Source organism: Mixta calida, assembly GCF_002953215.1.
In the GTDB taxonomy this organism is placed as follows: domain Bacteria; phylum Pseudomonadota; class Gammaproteobacteria; order Enterobacterales; family Enterobacteriaceae; genus Mixta; species Mixta calida.
In genome coordinates this window covers 4,110,448-4,131,498 of record NZ_CP026378.1, presented here as the reverse complement: position 1 = coordinate 4,131,498, position 21,051 = coordinate 4,110,448, and the positions used below count along the sequence as shown (strand labels likewise).

The following is a 21,051-nucleotide window of genomic DNA, read 5'->3' as shown; positions in this document are numbered from 1 at the left end:
CCTGCCACACAGTCATTGTCTCTTCGGGCGGCTATCCCGCCCGTCACATCATCATAATGCAGTGCAATACGGGGAAGACGTGTCTACGGCGGCAGTAATTAATCAGGAAGCGCTGGCTGAACAGGTATTACGCGATACCTTCGGCTATCAGCAGTTTCGCCCCGGGCAGCAAACCATCATTCAGGCGTCGCTGAGCGGCCGGGATTGTCTGGTGGTGATGCCCACCGGCGGCGGAAAATCGCTCTGTTATCAAATTCCGGCCCTGCTGCGTGATGGCCTGACGCTGGTCGTTTCGCCGCTGATTTCGCTGATGAAAGATCAGGTCGATCAGCTGCTGGCGAACGGCGTGGCGGCGGCGTGCCTGAATTCGACGCAAACGCGCGAAGAGCAGCAGGCGGTGATGGCGGGATGTCGCAGCGGCGAAATACGTCTGCTCTACATCGCGCCGGAACGTCTGATGATGGATAACTTCCTCGACAGCCTGACGCACTGGAAGCCGGCGATGCTGGCGGTGGATGAGGCGCACTGTATTTCCCAGTGGGGACATGATTTCCGCCCGGAATATGGCGCGCTGGGCCAGCTGCGCCAGCGTTTCCCGTCGCTGCCGGTGATGGCGCTGACGGCAACCGCCGATGAAACCACGCGCAATGATATTGTCCGCCTGCTGCAGTTGCACGACCCGCTGATTCAAATCAGTAGCTTCGACCGGCCGAACATCCGCTATATGCTGGTGGAAAAATTCAAGCCGACCGAACAGCTGCTGCGCTACGTGCAGGATCAGCGCGGTAAAAGCGGCATTATTTACTGCAACAGCCGGGCGAAAGTGGAAGACACGGCGGCGCGTCTGCAAAGCCGCGGTTTAAGCGTAGGCGCCTACCATGCCGGCATGGAAAACGCCCATCGCGCGCAGGTGCAGGAGGCATTTCAGCGCGACGATTTGCAAATCGTCGTGGCAACTGTCGCTTTCGGCATGGGCATTAACAAACCCAACGTGCGCTTTGTGGTGCATTTCGATATTCCGCGCAACATTGAATCCTATTATCAGGAAACCGGACGCGCCGGACGAGACGGTCTGCCTGCTGAAGCCATGCTGCTTTACGATCCGGCGGATATGGCCTGGCTACGCCGGTGTCTGGAAGAGAAAGCGCCCGGTCCGCTGCAGGATATTGAGCGTCATAAACTGAATGCGATGGGCGCGTTTGCCGAAGCGCAAACATGCCGCCGTCTGGTCCTGCTTAACTATTTCGGCGAGGGACGCCAGCAGCCGTGCGGCAACTGCGATATCTGCCTCGATCCGCCGCGTCGCTACGATGGCATGGTGGAGGCGCAGAAAGCGCTGTCGACCATCTATCGCGTCGGCCAGCGTTTTGGCATGGGCTATGTGGTTGAGGTGCTGCGCGGCGCCAGCAACCAGCGTATTCGCGAGCTGGGCCACGATAAGCTGCCGGTCTATGGCATTGGCCGCGATCAGAGCCATGAACACTGGGTCAGCGTGCTGCGCCAACTTATTCATCTTGGGCTGGTGACGCAAAACATTACGTTGCATTCCGCGCTGCAGCTCACCGAAGCGGCCAGGCCGGTTTTACGCGGCGAGGCGCCGCTGATGCTTGCCGTACCGCGGCTGGTGACGGTAAAAGCGAAATATAACAACCAGAAAAGTTACGGCGGCAACTACGACCGCAAGCTGTTCGCCAAGCTACGCAAGCTGCGCAAAGCGATCGCCGACGAAGAGAACATCCCGCCTTACGTGGTGTTTAACGATGCGACGTTGATTGAGATGGCGGAGCAGATGCCGTTGACGGCGTCGGAAATGCTCAGCGTTAACGGCGTTGGCCATCGCAAGCTGGAGCGTTTTGGCAAGCCTTTCCTGGTGATGATCCGCGAGCATGTCGACGGCGAGGAATAAATCCTCTCCGGGCGTCGCACGACGCCGCAGATAACAGATGAACCGAAAAGGATTTAGCGTAATAATCATGCGCGTCGTGAAAAGCCCGTCGGCTTTCTCACTCCATTCATCGGCAAGGAAACTGTTATGCTCGCGCTTTTTCTCACCGTCGCCGCAGTGCATTTAGTGGCACTGATGAGCCCCGGTCCTGATTTCTTTTTTGTCTCGCAAACCGCCGCCAGCCGCTCACGCAAAGAGGCGATGATGGGGGTGCTGGGCATCACGCTGGGGATAGTCATTTGGGCAGGCGTGGCGCTGATGGGACTGCACCTTATTCTGCAAAAAATGGCGTGGCTGCATGAAGTGATTATGGTGTGCGGTGGACTCTATCTGACCTGGCTGGGCTGGCAGCTGCTGCGGTCCGCGCATCGCCAGCATCGTCAGCCGGTGGAAAATGCCGAGCCGCAAGTCGCGCTGGCGAAAAAAGGCCACAGCTTCCTGAAAGGTTTCCTGACCAACCTTTCCAACCCTAAAGCCGTCATCTACTTCGGCAGCGTTTTTTCACTGTTTGTCGGCGACGACGTCGCAACCGGCACGCGCTGGGGCTTTTTGTGCTGATCATCAGTGAAACGTTCGCCTGGTTTACCCTGGTGGCGGCGGTGTTCGCGCTGCCGTGGATGCGCCGACAGTATCAGCGTATGGCGAAATGGATCGACGGCATGGCGGGAGTGCTATTCGCCGGGTTCGGCATCCATCTGATCCTTTCCCGCTGAGGGCGGCCTGGCTTACTGGTGATTTGCCGTCCGGGCAGTACTCGCTTCCTCACGTATTACTATACGCTCGGATCGCTGCGTGCTGGCCGAACGGCAACTCACTGCGCCGCCGACGGCCGTCTGGCTTTGGTGCAGGCGGCCTGGCTTACTGGTGATTTGCCGTCCGGGCAGTACTCGCTTCCTCACGTATTACTATACGCTCGGATCGCTGCATGCTGACCGAACGGCAACTCACTGCGCCGCCGACGGCCGTCTGGCTGTGGTGTAGGCGGCCTGGCTTACTGATGATTTGCCGTCCGGGCAGTACTCGCTTCCTCACGTATTACTATACGCTCGGATCGCTGCGTGCTGGCCGAACGGCAACTCACTGCGCCGTCGACGGCCGTCTGGCTGTGGTGTAGGCGGCCTGGCTACAAACGGGCGTTAAAGATAATAGGGTTGGCTGATAGCAAACAGGGAAGCGGCAGACACTGAAGCCAGGGAAGCGGGGGCAGGCAGCGGAGTAAAGCCTCCGCGTCATGGATGACGCGGCGGAGCCTCCAGGGATGGATTCACGGCGTCTTTACGTAGCTGCCTGTCCCCGCTGAGCGGAGCCTGGGCGCCCAATTCTTTGCCGCTGACCGAAACCAGAACGCCAGCCCTTTCTATGCCATCCGCCGCGCCGACGCCAGCAACGCGCCGATAGCGACAAACAGTCCGCCGAATACCCGATTCAGCAGCTTCATCTGGTGCGGGCCTTTAATCCATACCGCAATACGCCGCGCCAGCGTGGCATAGCCGATCATCACCACGATATCGAACACAATCGTAGTCACGCCCAGCACCAGATACTGCAACGCCTGCGGCTGATGGGGAATAATGAACTGCGGAAACAGTGCGGCAAGAAAAATAATGCTCTTGGGATTGGTCAGATTCACCAGCACCGCGCGCTGAAACAGACGGCGGCGCGGCATCGCGCGCGAAACCGCAGTCAAATCGATCGCGCCGGCGGCGCGCCATTGCTGAATGCCCAGCCAGATAAGATAGGCTGCGCCCGCCCACTTCAACACCTCAAACGCCAACAGCGAACGGGAAAAAAGCGCGCCTAACCCCACGCCCACCAATACAATATGCAGCCCCAGGCCCACCTGCAGTCCGGTAATCGACGCCGCGGCGCCGCGATAGCCATGGCTGATGCCGGTGCTCATCGTATTGATAGCGCCCGAACCGGGCGACAGGCTGAGGATCACGGTGGTTAACAGATAGGCCAGCCACCATTCGATAGTCATGGGTAACACTCCCTGAATGCGCAGAATTATGCCACAATACGCCATTGCCAGCGGTTGCGCTACGGCGGCTGTTTGCCGGAAGGTTTAAAGGAGTCGAGCCATGACCAGTCATAAAAAACACTGGCCAATACGGGAACAAGCTTTCGCCGCTTTTGCTACCGGGCCGCTGCTTGATTTCTGGCGTCAACGCGAAGAATGCGAATTCACCGGCATCGAAAACGTCCCGATCCGCTATGTGCGCTTCACATCGCCGGAACACGACAAAGTCATACTCATCGTGCCCGGCCGTATTGAAAGCTACGTTAAATACCCGGAACTGGCTTACGACCTCTGGCACTGCGGCTATGATATCGTGATTGTCGATCACCGCGGGCAGGGGCGATCCGGCAGGCTGTTGAAAGATGCCCATCGGGGACACGTCGTTCATTTCGAACATTATGTCGATGATCTGGAAACACTCTGCCTGAAAGAGCTGATCGCTGGCCACTACCGCCGTCGCTATGCCCTGGCGCACTCGATGGGCGGCGCTATTTTAACGCTGCTGCTGGCACGCAATCCCACGGCGTTTAACGCGGCGGTGCTGGCTTCGCCGATGTTTGGCATTTACCTGCCGATGCCTGCCTGGATGGCGCACCGCATTCTTGACTGGGCGGAAAAACGTCCGGCAATGCGTGACGGCTACGCCCTGGGAACCGGTCGCTGGCGTGCGCGGCCGTTCAGCCTGAACGAACTGACGCACAGCCGCGAACGTTATAAGCGCAACCTGCGTTTTTATGCAGACGATCCCGCGATTCGGGTTGGCGGGCCAACTTACCATTGGGTGCGCGAAGGCATTCAGGCGGGGCAGAATGTCCTGAAAAAAGCGGCAGCGATTACTACGCCGCTGCTGCTGTTGCAGGCCGGGGATGACAAAGTGGTCGATAACCGTTCGCAGGATCTCTTCTGCGCGGCGATGCAGGCCGCCGGTCATCCCTGCGAAGGCGGAAAGCCCTATGTTATTGCAGGCGCGCGTCATGAGATCCTGTTTGAAAAAGACGCCATGCGCGCCGAAGCTTTACATGCCATCGTCAATTTTTTCGAGCGGCATGATTAAATTGCACCACTCAGAACGTTACCACTCTCTTCGATACCAGAGGTTTGCATGTACCATGTTGTTGCTTCCGATCTGGATGGCACCCTGCTTTCTCCCGATCATCGTTTAACGCCCTACACTAAAGAAACGCTCCGGCTACTGACAGCGCGCGGCGTACATTTCGTTTTCGCCACCGGCCGTCATCATGTCGATGTTTCGCAGATGCGTGATAATCTGGAAATCGAAGCCTATATGATCACCTCTAACGGCGCGCGCGTGCATAACACCGCTGGCGAGCTGATCTTCAGCCACAACCTTGATGAAGATATCGCCCGCGATCTTTATGCGCTGAAGTATGACGATCCCGATATCCTTACTAACGTTTACCGCGATGATGAATGGTTTCTGAACCGGCACCGCCCGGAGGAAGAACGCTATTTCCGTGAGTCGGTGTTTACTTATCAGGTTTATCAGCCGGGTCTGCTGCCGACTGACGGCATCAGCAAGGTCTTCTTTATCTGCGACGACGCTGAAAAACTCGTGCCGCTGGAAGAAGCGATTGTGGCGCGCTGGGGCGATCGGGTGAATGTCAGCTTCTCTTTCCCCACCTGCCTGGAAGTGATGGCGGGCGGCGTGTCGAAAGGCCATGCGCTGGAAGAGGTCTCGAAGCTGTTGGGCTATTCGCTGGAAAACGCTATCGCCTTCGGCGACGGTATGAACGATAAAGAGATGCTGATTATGGCTGGTAAAGGCTACATCATGCGTAATGCCCATCAGCGTCTGAAAGATCTGCTGCCGGAGCTGGAAGTGATTGGCAGCAACGCGGAAGATGCGGTGCCGCGCACGCTGCGCCAGCTATTCCTTGCCTGAGTGTAAAAAAGGCGGCCCACGGCCGCCTGATTTATTGAGCGTTCCCGCTTTTATCTTTCGACACAGGCGCTTTGCAGCGTCGGAAAGAGAAACGCAACTCTGCCAGATTTACTGTCGCTGCAGGAACTGAACCGCCTTATCGGGGAAATCGGTAAACAGTCCTTCCACCTGCGCCCGGTTATAAAGCGCGTCATACAGCTGATTCACGTCCGTAGCCCAGTCGGGCAGCTGGTCGGCGCGCACCGTATAGGGATGGATTTGCAAATGGCTGGCGTGCGCTTCCTGCGCCAGCGGCGTCAGACGTACCGCGCCCGGCTTTGAATCGGCGCTGAACAACTCATGATAATCGGGGCCGATGCCGTCTACATGCTTCGCCAGCTCTTTCATCGCGCCTGGCTTAAACATCCAATCGTAGCTGTAGTTCACCCATTTGCCTTCGCGCAACTCTTCCGTTTCATGCGAATCGGTTTCGGTAATCAGCTGCACCAGCCGCAGATCCATACCCATTTTCGGCTCCAGTTCGGTTTTAATGCGCTTCAGCTCATTAAAATCGAAGCACTGTAGCCAGACCTTATCCTGACGGCCGCTGTAACCATAACGCTTCAGCGTCTGCAACACCGCGCTGGCGATATCTTTGCCTTCCTGATGATGAAACCAGGGCGCTTTGATCTCAGGATAGATGCCGATATTGCGGCCGGTTGAATGATTTAACCCCTGAATAAACTCAATTTCCTCTTCAAAAGTATGAATGTGAAAAGAGGAGGTGTTCATTGGGAAGCGGCCAGGCCAGGTCTGCACCTTCTTGCCTCCCACCAGCTTAAAGCCTTCGGTGAAATTCAGGCTTTTAATCTCCGCCAGCGTGAAATCGATGGCGTAGTAGCGACCATCCTTACGCGCGCGCTGGGGAAAACGTTCGGCGACATCGGTAACGCGATCGAGATAGTGATCGTGCAGCACCACCAGCCGATCGTCTTTGGTCATCACCAGATCCTGCTCAAGAAAGTCCGCACCCTGCGCATAGGCCATCGCCTTGGCGGGCAGCGTATGTTCAGGCAGGTAGCCGCTGGCCCCCGGTGCGCGATAACGATCTTGTCAGGCCCCTGCGCGTTGACGCCGCAGGCGACGGCGAGCAGCGCCGTCGCGATTAACCGTTTTGCTTTCATTTTTCACCCTCATGCTGCATCTGGCGTTTGTGCTTAGTCTCGCTCAGCATGGTCAGCAGCAGCAGGATCACCGCCAGCACGCAGCCGCCGATCATAATCAGAAAACCGCCGTCCCAGCCGAAATAGTCCACGGTATAACCGACAATCGCGCTTGCCGCGACGGAGCCGCCAAGATAACCAAACAGGCCGGTAAAGCCCGCCGCGGTGCCCGCCGCCTTTTTCGGCGCCAGCTCCAGCGCATGCAGGCCGATAAGCATTACCGGGCCGTAAATCAGGAAGCCGATAACGATCATACAGGCCATATCCACGCCCGGATTGCCAACCGGGTTGAGCCAGTAAATGACGGTGGCGATGGTCACCAACACCATAAAAAATACGCCGGTCGCGCCGCGGTTGCCTTTGAATACCTTATCCGACATCCAGCCGCACAGCAGCGTGCCGGGAATGCCTGCATATTCGTAGAGAAAATAGGTCCAGGAGGATTTATCCAGCGCAAAGTGCTTCACTTCCTTCAGGTAGGTCGGCGACCAGTCGAGAATACCGTAGCGCAGCAGGTAGACAAAAACGTTCGCCAGCGCGATATACCACAGCAGTTTGTTGGGCAGCACGTACTGCATAAAGATCTGTTTCGCCGTCAGCTCTTGTTCGTGCTGCTCGTTATAATCGGGCGGATAATCGTTTTTATACTCTTCAATCGGCGGCAGACCGCACGACTGCGGCGTATCGCGCATCAGCGCAAAAGCAATCAGCGCGACGACAATTGCGGCGAACGCGGGCATGTAAAGCGCCGCCTTCCAGTCGTTGAACCAGGCCATACCAAGCAGAAACAGCAGTGGGGGGATGCCGCCGCCGACGTTATGCGCGCAGTTCCAGACCGAGACGATGCCGCCGCGCTCTTTCTGAGACCACCAGTGAACCATAGTGCGTCCGCAAGGCGGCCAGCCCATGCCCTGAAACCAGCCGCAAACAAACAGCAGCGTGAACATAATCATAATGCTGGAGGTGGCCCAGGGAACAAAGCCCATCACCAGCATCACCAGCGCCGCCATTATCAGGCCGGCGGGCAGGAAAACGCGTGGATTTGAGCGGTCGGAGACCGAACCCATAATAAATTTCGAAAAGCCATAGGCAATGGAGATGCCGGAGAGGGCAAAGCCGAGATCGCCGCGTGAAAAGCCTTGCTCCACCAGATAAGGCATGGCCAGCGCGAAGTTTTTTCGTACCAGATAGTAGGCGGCGTAACCGAAAAAGATGCCGATAAAGATCTGCCAACGCAGACGGCGGTAAAGCGGATCGGTGCGATCCGCCGCCACGCGGGATTGGTGTGGTGCTGGCTTAAAAATGCTAAGCATAAAAAGGCCTCCAGAGGCGAGAATGTTTTTAAACACGCATAAAATGAGCGAAAAGGGGCATTTTTTTGCCCGATGTTCTATTTCGCGCAAAGAATAGTGGTTGAGGATGAAATTGACTGTGAGGTAAAGCGCAAATGTTACAGTTTTATGACAAAGGGTTGTAACCGATGTCACAAAAAGGCGCCATACAGGGTAGTGCGGCGTGGTAGGGCGCCAGAGCGGGCCAGTTAAGGACTGCCACAGGAGTATCAGGAGGCGCTTTTGCGCAAAATAAGAACAGATGTCAACCACTAAGTCGCCAGGCGCAGCGAACATTCCGCTACAATAGCCGCCTGTTTAGCTGGAGACATCAACTGTGGCATTACTGATTATTACTACTATTTTGTGGGCCTTTTCGTTCAGCCTGATTGGCGTTTATCTGGCGGGGCAGGTGGACAGCGTTTTTTCCGTGTTGGTGCGCCTGGCGCTGGCGGCGCTGGTATTTCTGCCGTTCCTGCGCTGGCGCGGCTATCGCGCCTCTACGCTGCTGCTCTATATGCTGGTCGGGATGTTGCAGCTCGGCATTATGTATCTGCTGAGTTTTGAGGCGTATCTCTATCTTAGCGTGCCGGAATTCCTGCTGTTTACCGTTATGACGCCGCTGTACGTCACGCTGATATATGACCTGATTAGTGGTCGTGGCGTGCGCATCGGCTATGCGCTCAGCGCGCTGCTGGCGGTGATCGGCGCAGCGATTATTCGCTACGACCAGCTGAGCGAGCATTTCTGGACCGGCCTGCTGCTGGTGCAGCTGGCCAATATCTGCTTTGCCGTCGGGATGGTCGGGTACAAACGTTTACAGGAAACACGCCCGATGCCGCAGCATACCGCCTTTTCCTGGTTTTATATCGGCGCGGTGCTGGTGGCGATCGTCGCCTGGTTTCTGTGGGGCAACCCGCAGAAACTGCCGACCACGCATCTGCAATGGGGAATACTGATCTGGCTGGGCGTTGTCGCTTCCGGGCTGGGCTATTTTATGTGGAACTACGGCGCGACGCAGGTTGATGCCGGCACGCTGGGCATTATGAATAATATGCATGTGCCAGCGGGACTGTTGGTAAACCTGGCGATTTGGCAGGAGCAGCCGGACTGGCCGCCTTTTATTATCGGCGGTGGGCTGATTGTCGCTTCGTTATGGATACATCGTCGCTGGGTTCTTCGCTAAAGAAAGTACCGGATTTATTGTTGAATCCGGTACTTTTTAATTAACCAATAATTTCTTTCTTGAAGCGGGAAAGAATATTGTTCACACCATCTTCGATCGCTTTACCCAGACGGCTGCCAAAATCCTGCCCGGTTTGCTGTGCAGCTTCTACTTCATAACCTAAGTTAAATACGCCATTCAGTACTTTAGTTGCATCGCTAAAAAAATTTCCAAATACAGATGAGAGACAATCTTCAATTTTTCCTGCGCCGCTTACAGCCTGGATTTCGATTACAGATAATTCTTTCATTTCTAAACCCTCATAATTGATATTTTAATGTCGGGAATCTTTTTTCCCTGAGGGATTATGCTTTGTGCGATTAAAGGGTCAATTAATTAAGATTCATCTTTTAATTAAACATGACTGATAATCAGGAGGATATTACATTTTTGAAAATATACTTATTTTCCCGGCCGGGCGGACCGACCGGGAAATATTAACCGACCGGCGATGAATGACGTGAAGCGTCGCGCACAAAAGGGAGATGCTGGCAGGCATGCTGGCGCGCGGAGCGAATAAAGGCGTCGATAACCGGCTGCCGCTGTTCACCATCCCTGACCGCCGCATAAAGGCGGCTCCACAACCCGTCGCCCAGAGTTTTTGTCACAATCAGGCCCTGACGCTCGAAGTTTTCCACCACCCAGTGCGGCAGCGCGGCGATGCCCATATGCGCCGCGACCATCTGTACCAGCAGCAGCGTGTTATCGACGCTTTTCAGCGTCGGGCTGACGCTGGCGGGCTGTAAAAAATGCCGCCAGATATCGAGACGCTGACGCTGCACCGGATAGATCATTAATACTTCCTGAGCGAGATCCTCCGGCGTAATCACGCCGACGCGCGCCAGCGGATGATCCGGCGCCAGCACCAGACGCACTTCGAAATCGAACATCGGCGAATAGTGCAGACCGCTGCGCGGCAGGATATCGGAGGTCAGCACCACATCCAGCTCGCCCTGCTGTAGCGCAGGCTGCGGATCGAAGGTGACGCCCGATTTAAAATCCATCACTACCTGCGGCCAGCTTTGACGGAATGTATCCAGCGCTGGCGTCAGCCACTGGATGCAGCTGTGGCACTCAATGGCGATGCGCAGCGTCGTCTGATGCGGCTCATGACAGGCCTGCAACGCCTGCTGAATCTGCGGCAGAACCTGCTCCGCGAGCTGTAACAGGATCTCACCCTGCGGCGTAAAGCGCAGCGGCTGACTTTTACGCACAAACAGGCGGAAACCGAGGCGCTGCTCAAGATCGCTGAACTGATGAGATAACGCCGACTGAGTTTGATGAAGCTGCGCCGCCGCTGCGGCCAGAGAGCCGGTATGCCTGAGAGCCTGCAACGTTCGCAGGTGCCTGATTTCGATCATGAGAGTCCTTCACATCGACAATGAACAATTTGCGCTTGAGGAATATACAGTACCTGCAGATTATAGCGGTGTAAACATCTGGACGGCTAAACATCTTGGCAGCGGGTCATTTTACGTTTGGGCAGGGTTCGCAACCTGCGAACTGCGGCTCGCCCCGGTTGCTTAACGCTGGCCGTACGTAAACTGACCGCGCCGTCCGCGCCAAATTAATGAATTTCGATGGAGAAACAGCATGACTATTCTGAATCATACGCTCGGCTTTCCCCGCGTCGGCCTGCGCCGCGAACTGAAAAAAGCGCAGGAAAGCTATTGGGCTGGCAACAGCAGCCAGGAAGAGCTGCTGGCGGTTGGACGTGAACTTCGCGCCCGCCACTGGCAGCAGCAGAAAGACGCTGGGGTGGATATCGTGCCGGTGGGCGATTTCGCCTGGTATGATCATGTACTGACCACCAGCCTGCTGCTGGGCAACGTGCCGGCACGTCATCAGAATAAAAATGGCGCCGTCGATCTGGATACGCTGTTCCGCATCGGACGCGGTCGCGCGCCGACCGGCGAACCGGCGGCAGCAGCGGAAATGACCAAATGGTTCAATACCAACTATCACTATATGGTGCCGGAGTTCACGAAAGGGCAGCAGTTCCGTCTGAGCTGGACGCAGCTGCTGGATGAAGTGGACGAAGCGCTGGCGCTGGGCCACAAAGTGAAGCCGGTGCTGCTTGGCCCGGTGACCTACCTGTGGCTGGGCAAGGTGAAGGGCGAACAGTTCGATCGTCTGAGCCTGCTGAATGATATTTTGCCGGTTTACCAGCAGGTGCTGGCGGAACTGGCGAAGCGCGATATCGAATGGGTGCAGATTGATGAGCCTGCGCTGGTGCTGGAGCTGCCGCAGGCGTGGCTGGAGGCCTTTAAGCCCGCTTATCAGGCGTTGCAGGGCCACAGCAAGCTGCTGCTGACGACCTACTTCGACAGCATCGGTCAGAATATTGCAACCATTCGTGAACTGCCGGTGCAGGGCCTGCATGTCGATTTGGTTCACGGCAAGGATGACGCCGCGACGCTGAACGCGCAGTTACCGTCTTCCTGGCTGCTTTCTCTGGGCGTGATCAATGGCCGCAACGTCTGGCGCGCCGACCTGAGCAGCTGGTTTACGCGTTTGCAGCCGCTGGCGGCGCAGCGTCAGCAGCTCTGGATCGGCTCCTCCTGCTCGTTGCTGCACAGCCCGATCGATCTCAACACAGAAACCCGTCTGGATGACGAAGTAAAAAGCTGGTTCTCGTTCGCCCTACAGAAGTGTGGCGAGCTGGCGCTGCTGAGCAAGGCGCTGAATAACAACGACGCCGCCTCGCTGGAAGCCTGGAGCGCGCCCATCCGCGCCCGCCGCAGTTCGACACGCGTGCATAACGCCGCAGTGGCGCAGCGTCTGGCAGCCATCAGCGCGCAGGACAGCGAGCGTCAAAGCAGCTACGCCGAACGCGCCAAAGCGCAGCGTCAACGCTTTAACCTGCCCGCCTGGCCAACCACCACCATCGGCTCTTTCCCACAAACGACGGAGATCCGTGGCCTGCGCCTCGATTTCAAACAGGGTCGTCTGGACAGCAATCATTATCGCACCGGCATTGCGGAGCATATCAAACAAGCGATCGTCGAACAGGAGCGTCTGGGGCTGGATGTGCTGGTGCATGGCGAAGCTGAGCGCAACGACATGGTGGAGTATTTTGGCGAGCATCTCGACGGCTTTGTCTTTACCCAGAACGGCTGGGTGCAGAGCTACGGTTCGCGCTGCGTGAAGCCGCCGGTGATTATCGGCGACGTCAGCCGTCCTGAGCCGATTACCGTTGAGTGGGCGAAGTATGCCCAATCGCTGACCGACAAACCGGTAAAAGGTATGCTGACCGGCCCGGTGACGATTCTTTGCTGGTCGTTCCCGCGTGAGGACGTGTCGCGTGAAACCATCGCCAAACAGATCGCGCTGGCGCTGCGCGATGAGGTGGCGGATCTGGAGCAGGCGGGCATCGGTATTATTCAGATTGACGAACCGGCGCTGCGCGAAGGGTTGCCGCTGCGCAAATCTGACTGGGCGGCCTATCTCAACTGGGCGGTGGACGCTTTCCGTCTTAACGCCGCCGTGGCGCAGGACGATACGCAGATCCATACCCATATGTGTTATTGCGAGTTCAATGACATCATGGATTCTATTGCCGCGCTGGACGCCGATGTGATTACCATCGAAACCTCACGCTCTGATATGGAGCTGCTGGAGTCGTTTGAAGAGTTCGATTATCCGAACGAAATCGGCCCAGGCGTGTATGACATTCACTCGCCGAACGTGCCTGACGTCGAGTGGATCGAGGCGCTGCTGCGTAAAGCGGCGAAGCGTATTCCGGTTGAGCGTCTGTGGGTCAACCCGGACTGCGGCCTGAAAACGCGCGGCTGGACTGAAACCCGCCTGGCGCTGGCCAACATGGTGCAGGCGGCGCGCAAGCTGCGTGAGGAAAACGCATAAATTTTTCTACGGATGTTTTGTTGTGGTGAGAAGGGGCGCTGTGCGCCCCTTTTTATTAGCGATTCGGCTTCACGCCATACTGATGGAACCACGCCAGCATCCGTTGCCAACCATCTTTTGCCGACGCTTCGTGATAGCTGGGACGGTAATCGGCGTTAAAGGCGTGCCCCGCTTCGGGATAGACAATGATCTCCGCCGTGGCGTTGGCCGCGTTCAGCGCCTGGCGCATGGTTTCGATGCTCTCCAGCGGGATGCCTTCATCTTTCGCGCCATACAGACCCAACACCGGCGCATTCAGATCGACGGCGATATCAACCGGGTGTTTCGACTGCTTCATCGTCTTTTCGCCGACCAGACGCCCATACCAGGCGACGCCCGCTTTCAGCTGAGGATTGTGCGCTGCGTAAAGCCAGACGATGCGGCCACCCCAGCAGAAGCCGGTAATCGCCATATTGCGCATATCGCCGCCGTGTCGCGCCGCCCAGTTGGCGACGTGATCGAGATCCGCCAGCACCTGTGCATCAGGTACTTTACTGACCAGTTCCTCAAACAGCTGTTTGATATCGCTGTATTCACTGGGATCGCCCTGACGGAAATAGAGTTCCGGCGCCACGGCCAGGTAGCCTTCTGCGGCAAGGCGGCGACAAATGTCGCGGATATGTTCGTGAACGCCAAAAATTTCCTGTACCACCAGCACAACCGGCAGCGGGCCATTTGCTTCTTTCGGGCGCGCGAACCAGGCGGGCATATTTTCGCCCTGGGTGTTAATGGTGGTATCGCCGCCCTGAATGGCGTCGTTATCGGTGATGATGGTCGTGGAAGCCGTGGGCGCCGCCGCAGGAGCGAACCCGCGATTACGCTCTTTCTGAGCCAGATTGTCTTCGGTTTTCATTGTTCTCTCCGTGCTGCTGGTAGCGCAATCCGGTAACTATAGCCAAAATCAGCAAGGGTCTCCGGTCTGCATATCTCACATCTCTTTAACATTCTGCTGAATAAAGACACACAGCAAGTTGTGGCAAACAGGTGATACATAACGTTTTAATGTGATTCTTGTCACACTGTTTTTTCATGAAAATGTAACTTTCATTTTTGCTGTTGATTTATCTCACATATTTTTCGCAGGGCATCCCGTAAAGTAGCGCGATTAACTGATTTTTCTCAGGAGGAAATATGGCCCAGTCAGATGTGTTTCATTTAGGACTTACCAAAGCGGACCTGCAGGGCGCCACGCTGGCTATCGTGCCGGGCGATCCTGAGCGCGTAAAAAAGATTGCCGCGCTGATGGATAATGCGCAGCCTCTCGCCTCGCACCGTGAATTCACCAGCTGGCGCGCCGAGCTGGACGGCAAAGCGGTAATCGTCTGCTCCACCGGCATCGGCGGGCCCTCTACCTCTATCGCGGTGGAAGAACTGGCGCAGCTGGGCATTCGCACCTTTTTGCGCGTCGGCACCACTGGCGCCATTCAGCCTGATATTAAGGTTGGCGATGTGCTGGTGACTACCGCAGCGGTCCGTCTCGACGGCGCCAGCCTGCATTTCGCGCCGATGGAGTTTCCCGCCGTCGCCGATTTCGCCTGCACTACCGCGCTGGTGGACGCGGCGAAAGCCGCCGGTGCCGAACCACATATTGGCGTGACCGCTTCTTCCGACACCTTTTATCCGGGGCAAGAGCGTTACGATACTTATTCAGGCCGCGTCGTCAGCCGTTTCCAGGGCTCGATGAAAGAGTGGCAGCAGATGGGCGTGCTGAACTATGAAATGGAGTCCGCCACGCTGCTGACTATGTGCGCCAGTCAGGGACTGCGCGCCGGTATGGTGGCAGGCGTGATCGTGAACCGCACGCAGAAAGAGATCCCGGACGCCGCGACCATGAAACAGACCGAAAGCAACGCGATCGCCATCGTGGTCGACGCGGCGCGCCGCCTGCTGGCGTAACCGCTCAGGGCTGGCTTCGCGTCGGCCCATTTTTTTGTGTGGACATTCATACAGCGCGCCTCTACCTTTGCTCTGTTTGCAGCGGGAAGGAGAAGGTGCGGTGGATAATCAACTGATCGTCGGCGTCAGTTTTGCGTTGGCCGGCGGGCTGGCCGGCTGGCTGTTCGCGCATTTTCGCGCGCTGCAACAGCAGGCCGCGCAGGAGACAGAGCGACGGCTGCTGGAACAGGCGCTGGCTCAGGCGCAGCAGCAGGAAGCGCAGCTGCGACAGCAGTGTCAGATGGAACAGCAGCAGCTGCAACAGCGCGAAAAAGAGCTGCGTCAGCTGCATGGCTCGCTGACCGCCGCCCAGGAAAAACTCCAGCACTTCGACTACTGGCGCAATGAATGCGAGCAGTTGAGCCGTGAACTGCGCAATCAGCTGGAGGTTAACAGCGCTCAGGAAGCGGAGCTGCGCGAAGTCACTATCCGTCTTGAAGAAACCCGCCTTGCCGCCGAAGAGAAGCAGCGCCTGCTGACCAACAGCGAGCAGCGTCTCAGCGCCCAGTTTGAAAACCTCGCCAATCGCATCTTTGAACAGAGCGGCCGTCGTGTCGATGAACAGAACCGGCAGAGTTTGAACGGCCTGATCGCGCCGCTGCGCGAGCAGCTCGATGGCTTCCGACGTCAGGTGCAGGAGAGCTTTGGCCAGGAGGCACGCGAGCGCCATACGCTGGCGCATGAGATCCGCAACCTGCAACAGCTCAATGCGCAGATGGCGCAGGAAGCCATTAACCTTACCCGCGCGCTGAAAGGCGACAATAAAACCCAGGGCAACTGGGGCGAGGTGGTGCTGACCCGCGTACTGGAGGCGTCCGGCCTGCGTGAGGGGCATGAGTACGAAACCCAGGTAAATATTCAGGTCGACGCGCAAAGCCGCATGCAGCCGGATGTGATTGTGCGTCTGCCGCAGGGCAAGGACGTGGTCGTTGATGCGAAGATGACGCTGGTAGCCTATGAACGCTACTTCAACGCGGAAGATAAGGTCACGCGCGACCAGGCAATTGACGAGCATATCGCCGCCATTCGCGGCCATATCCGCCTGCTGAGCCGTAAAGATTATCAACAATTGCCCGGTTTACGATCGCTGGATTATGTGCTGATGTTTATCCCTGTCGAGCCGGCGTTTCTGCTGGCGATCGATCGTCAGCCGGAGCTGATCAGCGAGGCGCTGAAGCACAATATTATGCTGGTCAGCCCCACCACGCTGCTGGTGGCGCTGCGCACCATCAATAATCTCTGGCGTTATGAACACCAGAGCCGCAACGCCCAGCGCATCGCCGATCGCGCCGCGCGGCTGTATGACAAGATGCGGCTGTTTGTCGATGATATGACCAGCATGGGACAGAATCTCGACAGGGCGCAGGAGAGTTACCGGCAGGCGATGAAAAAGCTGTCGGAAGGGCGCGGCAACTTGATCGCCCAAAGTGAAAGCTTTCGTCATTTAGGCGTGGAAATAAAGCGCGGCATCAATCCCCGGCTGGTAGAGCAGGCGATGCCGGAAAGCGCGCTGCCGGATGACGATGACGAGGACACTGACGCGGCGGAAAACGCGTCGGAGCAGGGCGCCGCAACCTGGCATGACAGCATTCGGCGCATCAATGAATAACGCCAGGCTGACGTGCCTGACTACGGGGACTCTGTTACACTGCAAAGATATTTGATTGTGGAGCAGGTGAAGCACATGGCAGATGAATCCAGGGAAACGACACACTTCGGCTTTCGCACCGTAGCAAAAGACGAAAAGGCGGACATGGTAGCGGGCGTCTTTCACTCCGTTGCCGCGAAATATGACCTGATGAACGATTTGATGTCGATGGGAATCCATCGTATCTGGAAACGTTTTACCATCGACTGCAGCGGCGTGCGTCGTGGTCAGCGCGTGTTGGATCTGGCTGGCGGCACCGGCGACCTGACGGCGAAATTTTCGCGTCTGGTGGGCGAAACCGGGCAGGTGGTGCTGGCAGACATCAACAGCTCTATGTTGCAAATGGGCCGCGAAAAGTTACGCAACAGCGGCGTGATCGGCAACGTCAGCTATGTGCAGGCGAACGCCGAAGCTCTGCCTTTCCCGGACAACTATTTCGACTGTATCACTATCTCTTTCGGCCTGCGCAACGTCACGGAAAAAGAGAAGGCGCTGGCCTCCATGTTTCGTGTTCTCAAGCCGGGCGGACGTCTTCTGGTGCTGGAGTTTTCTAAACCGGTACTGGAACCTCTGAGCAAAGTGTACGACGCTTATTCATTCCATGTGCTGCCGCGTATCGGCGAGCTGGTGGCGAAAGACGCCGAAAGCTACCGTTATCTGGCGGAATCGATCCGTATGCATCCCGATCAGGAAACCCTGAAATCGATGATGATGGATGCCGGTTTCGAAAACACCTCGTACCACAACCTGACGGGCGGAATTGTCGCTCTGCACCGCGGGTTCAAGTTTTAAGCAGGAAAGCGAATGACGTTAACCCCGCTGTTAACCGCCGGTCTGGAGACCGCACTGAATCGAGTTCTTTATCGCGACCGAGGCCTGAAAGCGGCCCGACAGCGTCTGAATGGCCGCGTGTTGCAGCTGCGGCTAGAGGAGCTGGCGCAGCCGATTACGCTGGTGTTCAGCGAACAACAGGTAGATGTGCTGGGTGACTGGCAGGATCGCTGCGACTGTACGGTGAAAACGCGTCTGTCGCTGCTGCCGAAACTGCGCGACCGTCAGCAGCTGACCGGAATGATCCGCAGCGGCGAGCTGGAGGTCGAGGGCGATCTGCAGGTGGTTCAGCAGTTCTCCGCGCTGGTGGATATGGCGGAGCTCGATCCGGCCGAATACCTCGCGCCCTGGACCGGCGACATTCTCGCGCAGAGCCTCAGCAATGTCGTCCGACGCGGCTTTCAGCTGGTGCGCGGCGATGTCCAGCGCAAACAGCGCTACCTGACGGAAACCCTGACCGAAGAGTGGCGCGTCGCGCCCGGTCCGCTGGAGATGGCCTGGTATGGTGATGAGGTCGAGGCGCTGGAGCGCCAGGCCCGTCAATTTGAACAACGTCTGCAAAAGCTGGAGGCGAAATGACGCCCGGAGAAATTCGCCGCCTCTATTTCATCATCAAAGTTTTCCTCAGCTACGGTCTGGATGAGCTGATCCCGCGCCTGCGCATTACCCTGCCGATCCGCCTCTGGCGGCGCGGCGTTTTCTGGCTGCCTAACCGCCATAAAGATCTGGAGCTGGGCGTGCGGTTGCGCATGGCGCTGGAAGAGCTGGGGCCGGTATGGATCAAGTTCGGGCAGATGATGTCCACCCGTCGCGATCTCTTTCCGCCGCAAATTGCCGATCAGCTGGCGATCTTGCAGGATCGCGTCGCGCCTTTCGACGGCGCTCGCGCGAAAGAGCAGATTGAAAAGTCGCTCGGCGGCCCGGTTGAATCCTGGTTCGATGATTTCGATATTACGCCGCTGGCGTCCGCCTCTATCGCGCAGGTGCATACCGCGACGCTGAAAGAGAACGGCAAAGCGGTGGTGATCAAAGTTATCCGCCCGGATATTTTACCGGTGATCAAGGCGGACATGCGGTTGATTTATCGTCTCGCCCGCTGGCTGCCGCGCCTGATGCCGGCAAGCCGTCGTCTGCGTCCGGTAGAAGTAGTGGCGGATTATGAAAAAACGCTGATCGATGAGCTGAACCTGCTGCGCGAAGCGGCGAACGCCATTCAGCTGCGCCGTAACTTTGAAAACAGCAATATGCTCTACGTGCCGGAAGTCTACTCCGACTACTGCAGCGAAGGGATGCTGGTGATGGAGCGTATCTACGGCATTCCTGTCAACGATGTGGTGGCGCTGGAGCAGCATGGCGTCAATATGCGTCTGCTGGCGGAACGCGGCGTACAGGTCTTCTTTACCCAGGTTTTCCGCGACAGCTTCTTCCATGCCGATATGCATCCCGGCAATATCTTCGTCAGCTATGAGCATCCGCACGATCCGCTCTATATCGGTATCGACTGCGGCATCGTCGGCTCGCTGAACAAAGCGGACAAACGTTACCTGGCGGAAAACTTTATCGCCTTCTTTAACCGCGACTACCGTAAAGTGGCCGAGCTGCATGTTGATTCCGGTTGGGTGCCAGCCGACACCAACGTAGAAGATTTTGAATTCGCCATTCGCACCGTGTGCGAACCGATTTTTGAAAAGCCGCTGGCGGAAATCTCTTTCGGCCATGTGCTGCTGAATCTGTTCAACACCGCGCGCCGCTTCAATATGGAAGTGCAGCCGCAGCTGGTGCTGCTGCAAAAAACGCTGCTCTATATCGAAGGAGTAGGGCGACAGCTCTATCCGCAGCTCGATCTGTGGAAAACCGCGAAGCCGTTCCTCGAAGACTGGATCAAGGATCAGGTAGGCATTCCGGCGATTATCCGTTCGGTGAAAGAGAAAGCGCCGTTCTGGGCCGAGCGTCTGCCGGAGCTGCCGGATCTGTTTTATGACAGCATGCGCCAGCATAAGCGTTTGCAGCACAGCGTCGATCGCCTGGCGAACGAGCTGAGCGTTCAGCGCGAGCGGCAGCATCAGTCGCGTTATCTGTTCGGCATTGGCGCCACGCTGCTGCTGAGCGGCACGGCGCTGCTGATTACCCGTCCGGGTATGGACGCGACGCCGACGATCATGATTATCGCTGGCCTGTGCGCCTGGCTGATCGGATGGCGCCGTTCAAGCTAATTGTCAGGAAAGGTAAAATCGCGCTTTGCGGCCAGGGGGACGGGCTTACGCATCGTCACTGGCCCATAAGCTGAGGTATACTGCCTCTCCACTCGTTTTCACACTTCTTTTTATCAGAGGCATACTCATGGGCGGTATCAGTATTTGGCAGTTACTCATCATTGCCGTGATCGTGGTCCTTCTTTTCGGCACCAACAAACTGCGTAATCTTGGCTCCGATTTAGGCTCATCGATCAAAGGTTTTAAAAAAGCGATGAGCGATGACGACAAAGAGACGCATAAACAGCAGGATGCTGAATTTGATACGCGGCCGCTGGTAGATAAGCAGGCGACCACGACAAATAAAGAAGAGGCCAAAAAAGATAAAGAGCAGGTATAAAACGTGTTCGACATAGGTTTTAGCGAACTGGTTTTGGTGTTCGTTATCGGACTGGTAGTGCTGGGTCCGCAGCGTTTGCCGATAGCGGTAAAAACGGTCGTCGGCTGGATTCGCGCCATGCGTTCGCTGGCGGCGAACGTCCAGAACGAACTGGCGCAAGAGTTAAAACTGCAGGAGTTACAGGACAGCCTGAAGAAAGTCGAGCAGGCCAGCAAGAATTCACTTTCTCCAGAGTTGAAGGAATCGATGGAAGAGCTGCGTAAAACGGCGGACTCGATGCGTCGTTCCTACCTGGGCGAAAACGAGCAGGCCGATGACGAAGCGCACACGATTCACAACCCGCTGATCAAGCCGCAGGACGAGCATACCGGCGTAACGCCTGGCAGCGCTGACCATCAGGCCAGCGCGCCAGCGCAGAAGCCGGAAGCCGTAGCGTCGGACGCTGACGCCGCGCCAGCTGCTGCTCAGCATGACAGCGCGCCGAAGCCGAAGCCGCAGGCGGCGGTGAATGCCGCC

16 protein-coding genes and 3 pseudogenes are annotated in these 21,051 nt (G+C 57.0%); 13 read left to right on the top strand and 6 right to left on the bottom strand.

Going from position 1 to position 21,051, the window contains the following annotated elements; genetic code table 11:
* Positions 1-79: 79 nt before the first annotated feature.
* Entirely contained in the window at positions 80-1,906 is a 1,827-nt protein-coding gene (gene recQ, locus C2E16_RS19610) for an ATP-dependent DNA helicase RecQ (protein WP_038628929.1), read from the top strand.
* Positions 1,907-2,032: 126 nt separating this feature from the next.
* A pseudogene (rhtC, locus tag C2E16_RS19605) lies at positions 2,033-2,658 on the top strand (threonine export protein RhtC).
* 644 nt (positions 2,659-3,302) lie between these two features.
* On the opposite strand, the gene rhtB reads toward rhtC, so the two are convergent.
* Positions 3,303-3,926 carry a homoserine/homoserine lactone efflux protein gene (gene rhtB / locus C2E16_RS19600; protein ID WP_084971111.1) on the bottom strand — a complete coding sequence of 208 codons (624 nt, stop codon included), beginning with the start codon at positions 3,924-3,926 and terminating at the stop codon, positions 3,303-3,305.
* A gap of 100 nt (positions 3,927-4,026) precedes the next feature.
* On the opposite strand from rhtB, the gene pldB reads away from it, so the two are divergent.
* Together pldB and yigL are read left to right on the top strand one after the other, a co-directional pair.
* Complete coding sequence (pldB, locus tag C2E16_RS19595) at positions 4,027-5,019, top strand: lysophospholipase L2 (protein ID WP_084971109.1); 993 nt, start codon at positions 4,027-4,029, stop codon at positions 5,017-5,019.
* Between the two features lie 48 nt (positions 5,020-5,067).
* Positions 5,068-5,868: a sugar/pyridoxal phosphate phosphatase YigL gene (gene yigL / locus C2E16_RS19590; protein WP_038628922.1), complete on the top strand. Its 801-nt coding sequence runs from the start codon at positions 5,068-5,070 to the stop codon at positions 5,866-5,868.
* A gap of 108 nt (positions 5,869-5,976) precedes the next feature.
* On the opposite strand, the pseudogene glpQ reads toward yigL, so the two are convergent.
* Positions 5,977-7,031, bottom strand: a pseudogene (glpQ, locus tag C2E16_RS19585) (glycerophosphodiester phosphodiesterase).
* Complete coding sequence (gene glpT / locus C2E16_RS19580; RefSeq protein WP_084971105.1) at positions 7,028-8,383, bottom strand: glycerol-3-phosphate transporter; 1,356 nt, start codon at positions 8,381-8,383, stop codon at positions 7,028-7,030. Before glpT ends, glpQ begins: the two are co-directional and overlap by 4 nt.
* 355 nt (positions 8,384-8,738) lie before the next feature.
* Between glpT and C2E16_RS19575 the strand changes: the two genes are divergently transcribed.
* Positions 8,739-9,587 carry a carboxylate/amino acid/amine transporter gene (locus tag C2E16_RS19575; RefSeq protein ID WP_038628918.1) on the top strand — a complete coding sequence of 283 codons (849 nt, stop codon included), beginning with the start codon at positions 8,739-8,741 and terminating at the stop codon, positions 9,585-9,587.
* A 40-nt stretch (positions 9,588-9,627) separates the two neighbouring features.
* On the opposite strand, the gene C2E16_RS19570 is transcribed toward C2E16_RS19575, so the two are convergent.
* Both C2E16_RS19570 and metR read right to left on the bottom strand, forming a co-directional pair.
* Positions 9,628-9,876 carry a hypothetical protein gene (locus C2E16_RS19570; protein ID WP_038628917.1) on the bottom strand — a complete coding sequence of 83 codons (249 nt, stop codon included), beginning with the start codon at positions 9,874-9,876 and terminating at the stop codon, positions 9,628-9,630.
* A gap of 187 nt (positions 9,877-10,063) precedes the next feature.
* Positions 10,064-10,987 (bottom strand): HTH-type transcriptional regulator MetR, encoded by a 924-nt coding sequence (gene metR, locus C2E16_RS19565; RefSeq protein WP_038628915.1) that lies wholly within the window; start codon positions 10,985-10,987, stop codon positions 10,064-10,066.
* Between the two features lie 232 nt (positions 10,988-11,219).
* Between metR and metE the strand changes: the two genes are divergently transcribed.
* Positions 11,220-13,490 (top strand): 5-methyltetrahydropteroyltriglutamate--homocysteine S-methyltransferase, encoded by a 2,271-nt coding sequence (gene metE / locus C2E16_RS19560; RefSeq protein WP_038628914.1) that lies wholly within the window; start codon positions 11,220-11,222, stop codon positions 13,488-13,490.
* 55 nt (positions 13,491-13,545) lie between these two features.
* On the opposite strand, the gene C2E16_RS19555 is transcribed toward metE, so the two are convergent.
* On the bottom strand, positions 13,546-14,382 hold the full coding sequence (locus C2E16_RS19555) for a dienelactone hydrolase family protein (RefSeq protein WP_084971103.1): 837 nt from the start codon (positions 14,380-14,382) through the stop codon (positions 13,546-13,548).
* Between the two features lie 278 nt (positions 14,383-14,660).
* On the opposite strand from C2E16_RS19555, the gene udp reads away from it, so the two are divergent.
* The 7 genes and pseudogenes from udp to tatB all read left to right on the top strand — a co-directional run.
* Positions 14,661-15,425, top strand: a complete 765-nt coding sequence (udp, locus tag C2E16_RS19550; protein WP_084971100.1) for a uridine phosphorylase — start codon at positions 14,661-14,663, stop codon at positions 15,423-15,425.
* 100 nt (positions 15,426-15,525) lie between these two features.
* A complete protein-coding gene (rmuC, locus tag C2E16_RS19545) occupies positions 15,526-17,073 on the top strand; it encodes a DNA recombination protein RmuC (protein WP_084971098.1) in 1,548 nt (515 codons plus the stop codon).
* Positions 17,074-17,148: 75 nt separating this feature from the next.
* Entirely contained in the window at positions 17,149-17,904 is a 756-nt protein-coding gene (ubiE, locus tag C2E16_RS19540; protein WP_038628908.1) for a bifunctional demethylmenaquinone methyltransferase/2-methoxy-6-polyprenyl-1,4-benzoquinol methylase UbiE, read from the top strand.
* Positions 17,905-17,916: 12 nt separating this feature from the next.
* A complete protein-coding gene (gene ubiJ, locus C2E16_RS19535; protein WP_038628906.1) occupies positions 17,917-18,522 on the top strand; it encodes a ubiquinone biosynthesis protein UbiJ in 606 nt (201 codons plus the stop codon).
* Positions 18,519-20,156, top strand: coding sequence for a ubiquinone biosynthesis regulatory protein kinase UbiB (ubiB, locus tag C2E16_RS19530; RefSeq protein WP_084971096.1), 1,638 nt, complete (start codon positions 18,519-18,521; stop codon positions 20,154-20,156). Before ubiJ ends, ubiB begins: the two co-directional genes overlap by 4 nt.
* Before the next feature lie 127 nt (positions 20,157-20,283).
* Positions 20,284-20,535 (top strand): Sec-independent protein translocase subunit TatA, encoded by a 252-nt coding sequence (gene tatA, locus C2E16_RS19525; RefSeq protein WP_038628902.1) that lies wholly within the window; start codon positions 20,284-20,286, stop codon positions 20,533-20,535.
* Between the two features lie 3 nt (positions 20,536-20,538).
* A pseudogene (tatB, locus tag C2E16_RS21470) lies at positions 20,539-20,953 on the top strand (Sec-independent protein translocase protein TatB); the annotation flags it as partial.
* Positions 20,954-21,051 lie beyond the last annotated feature (98 nt).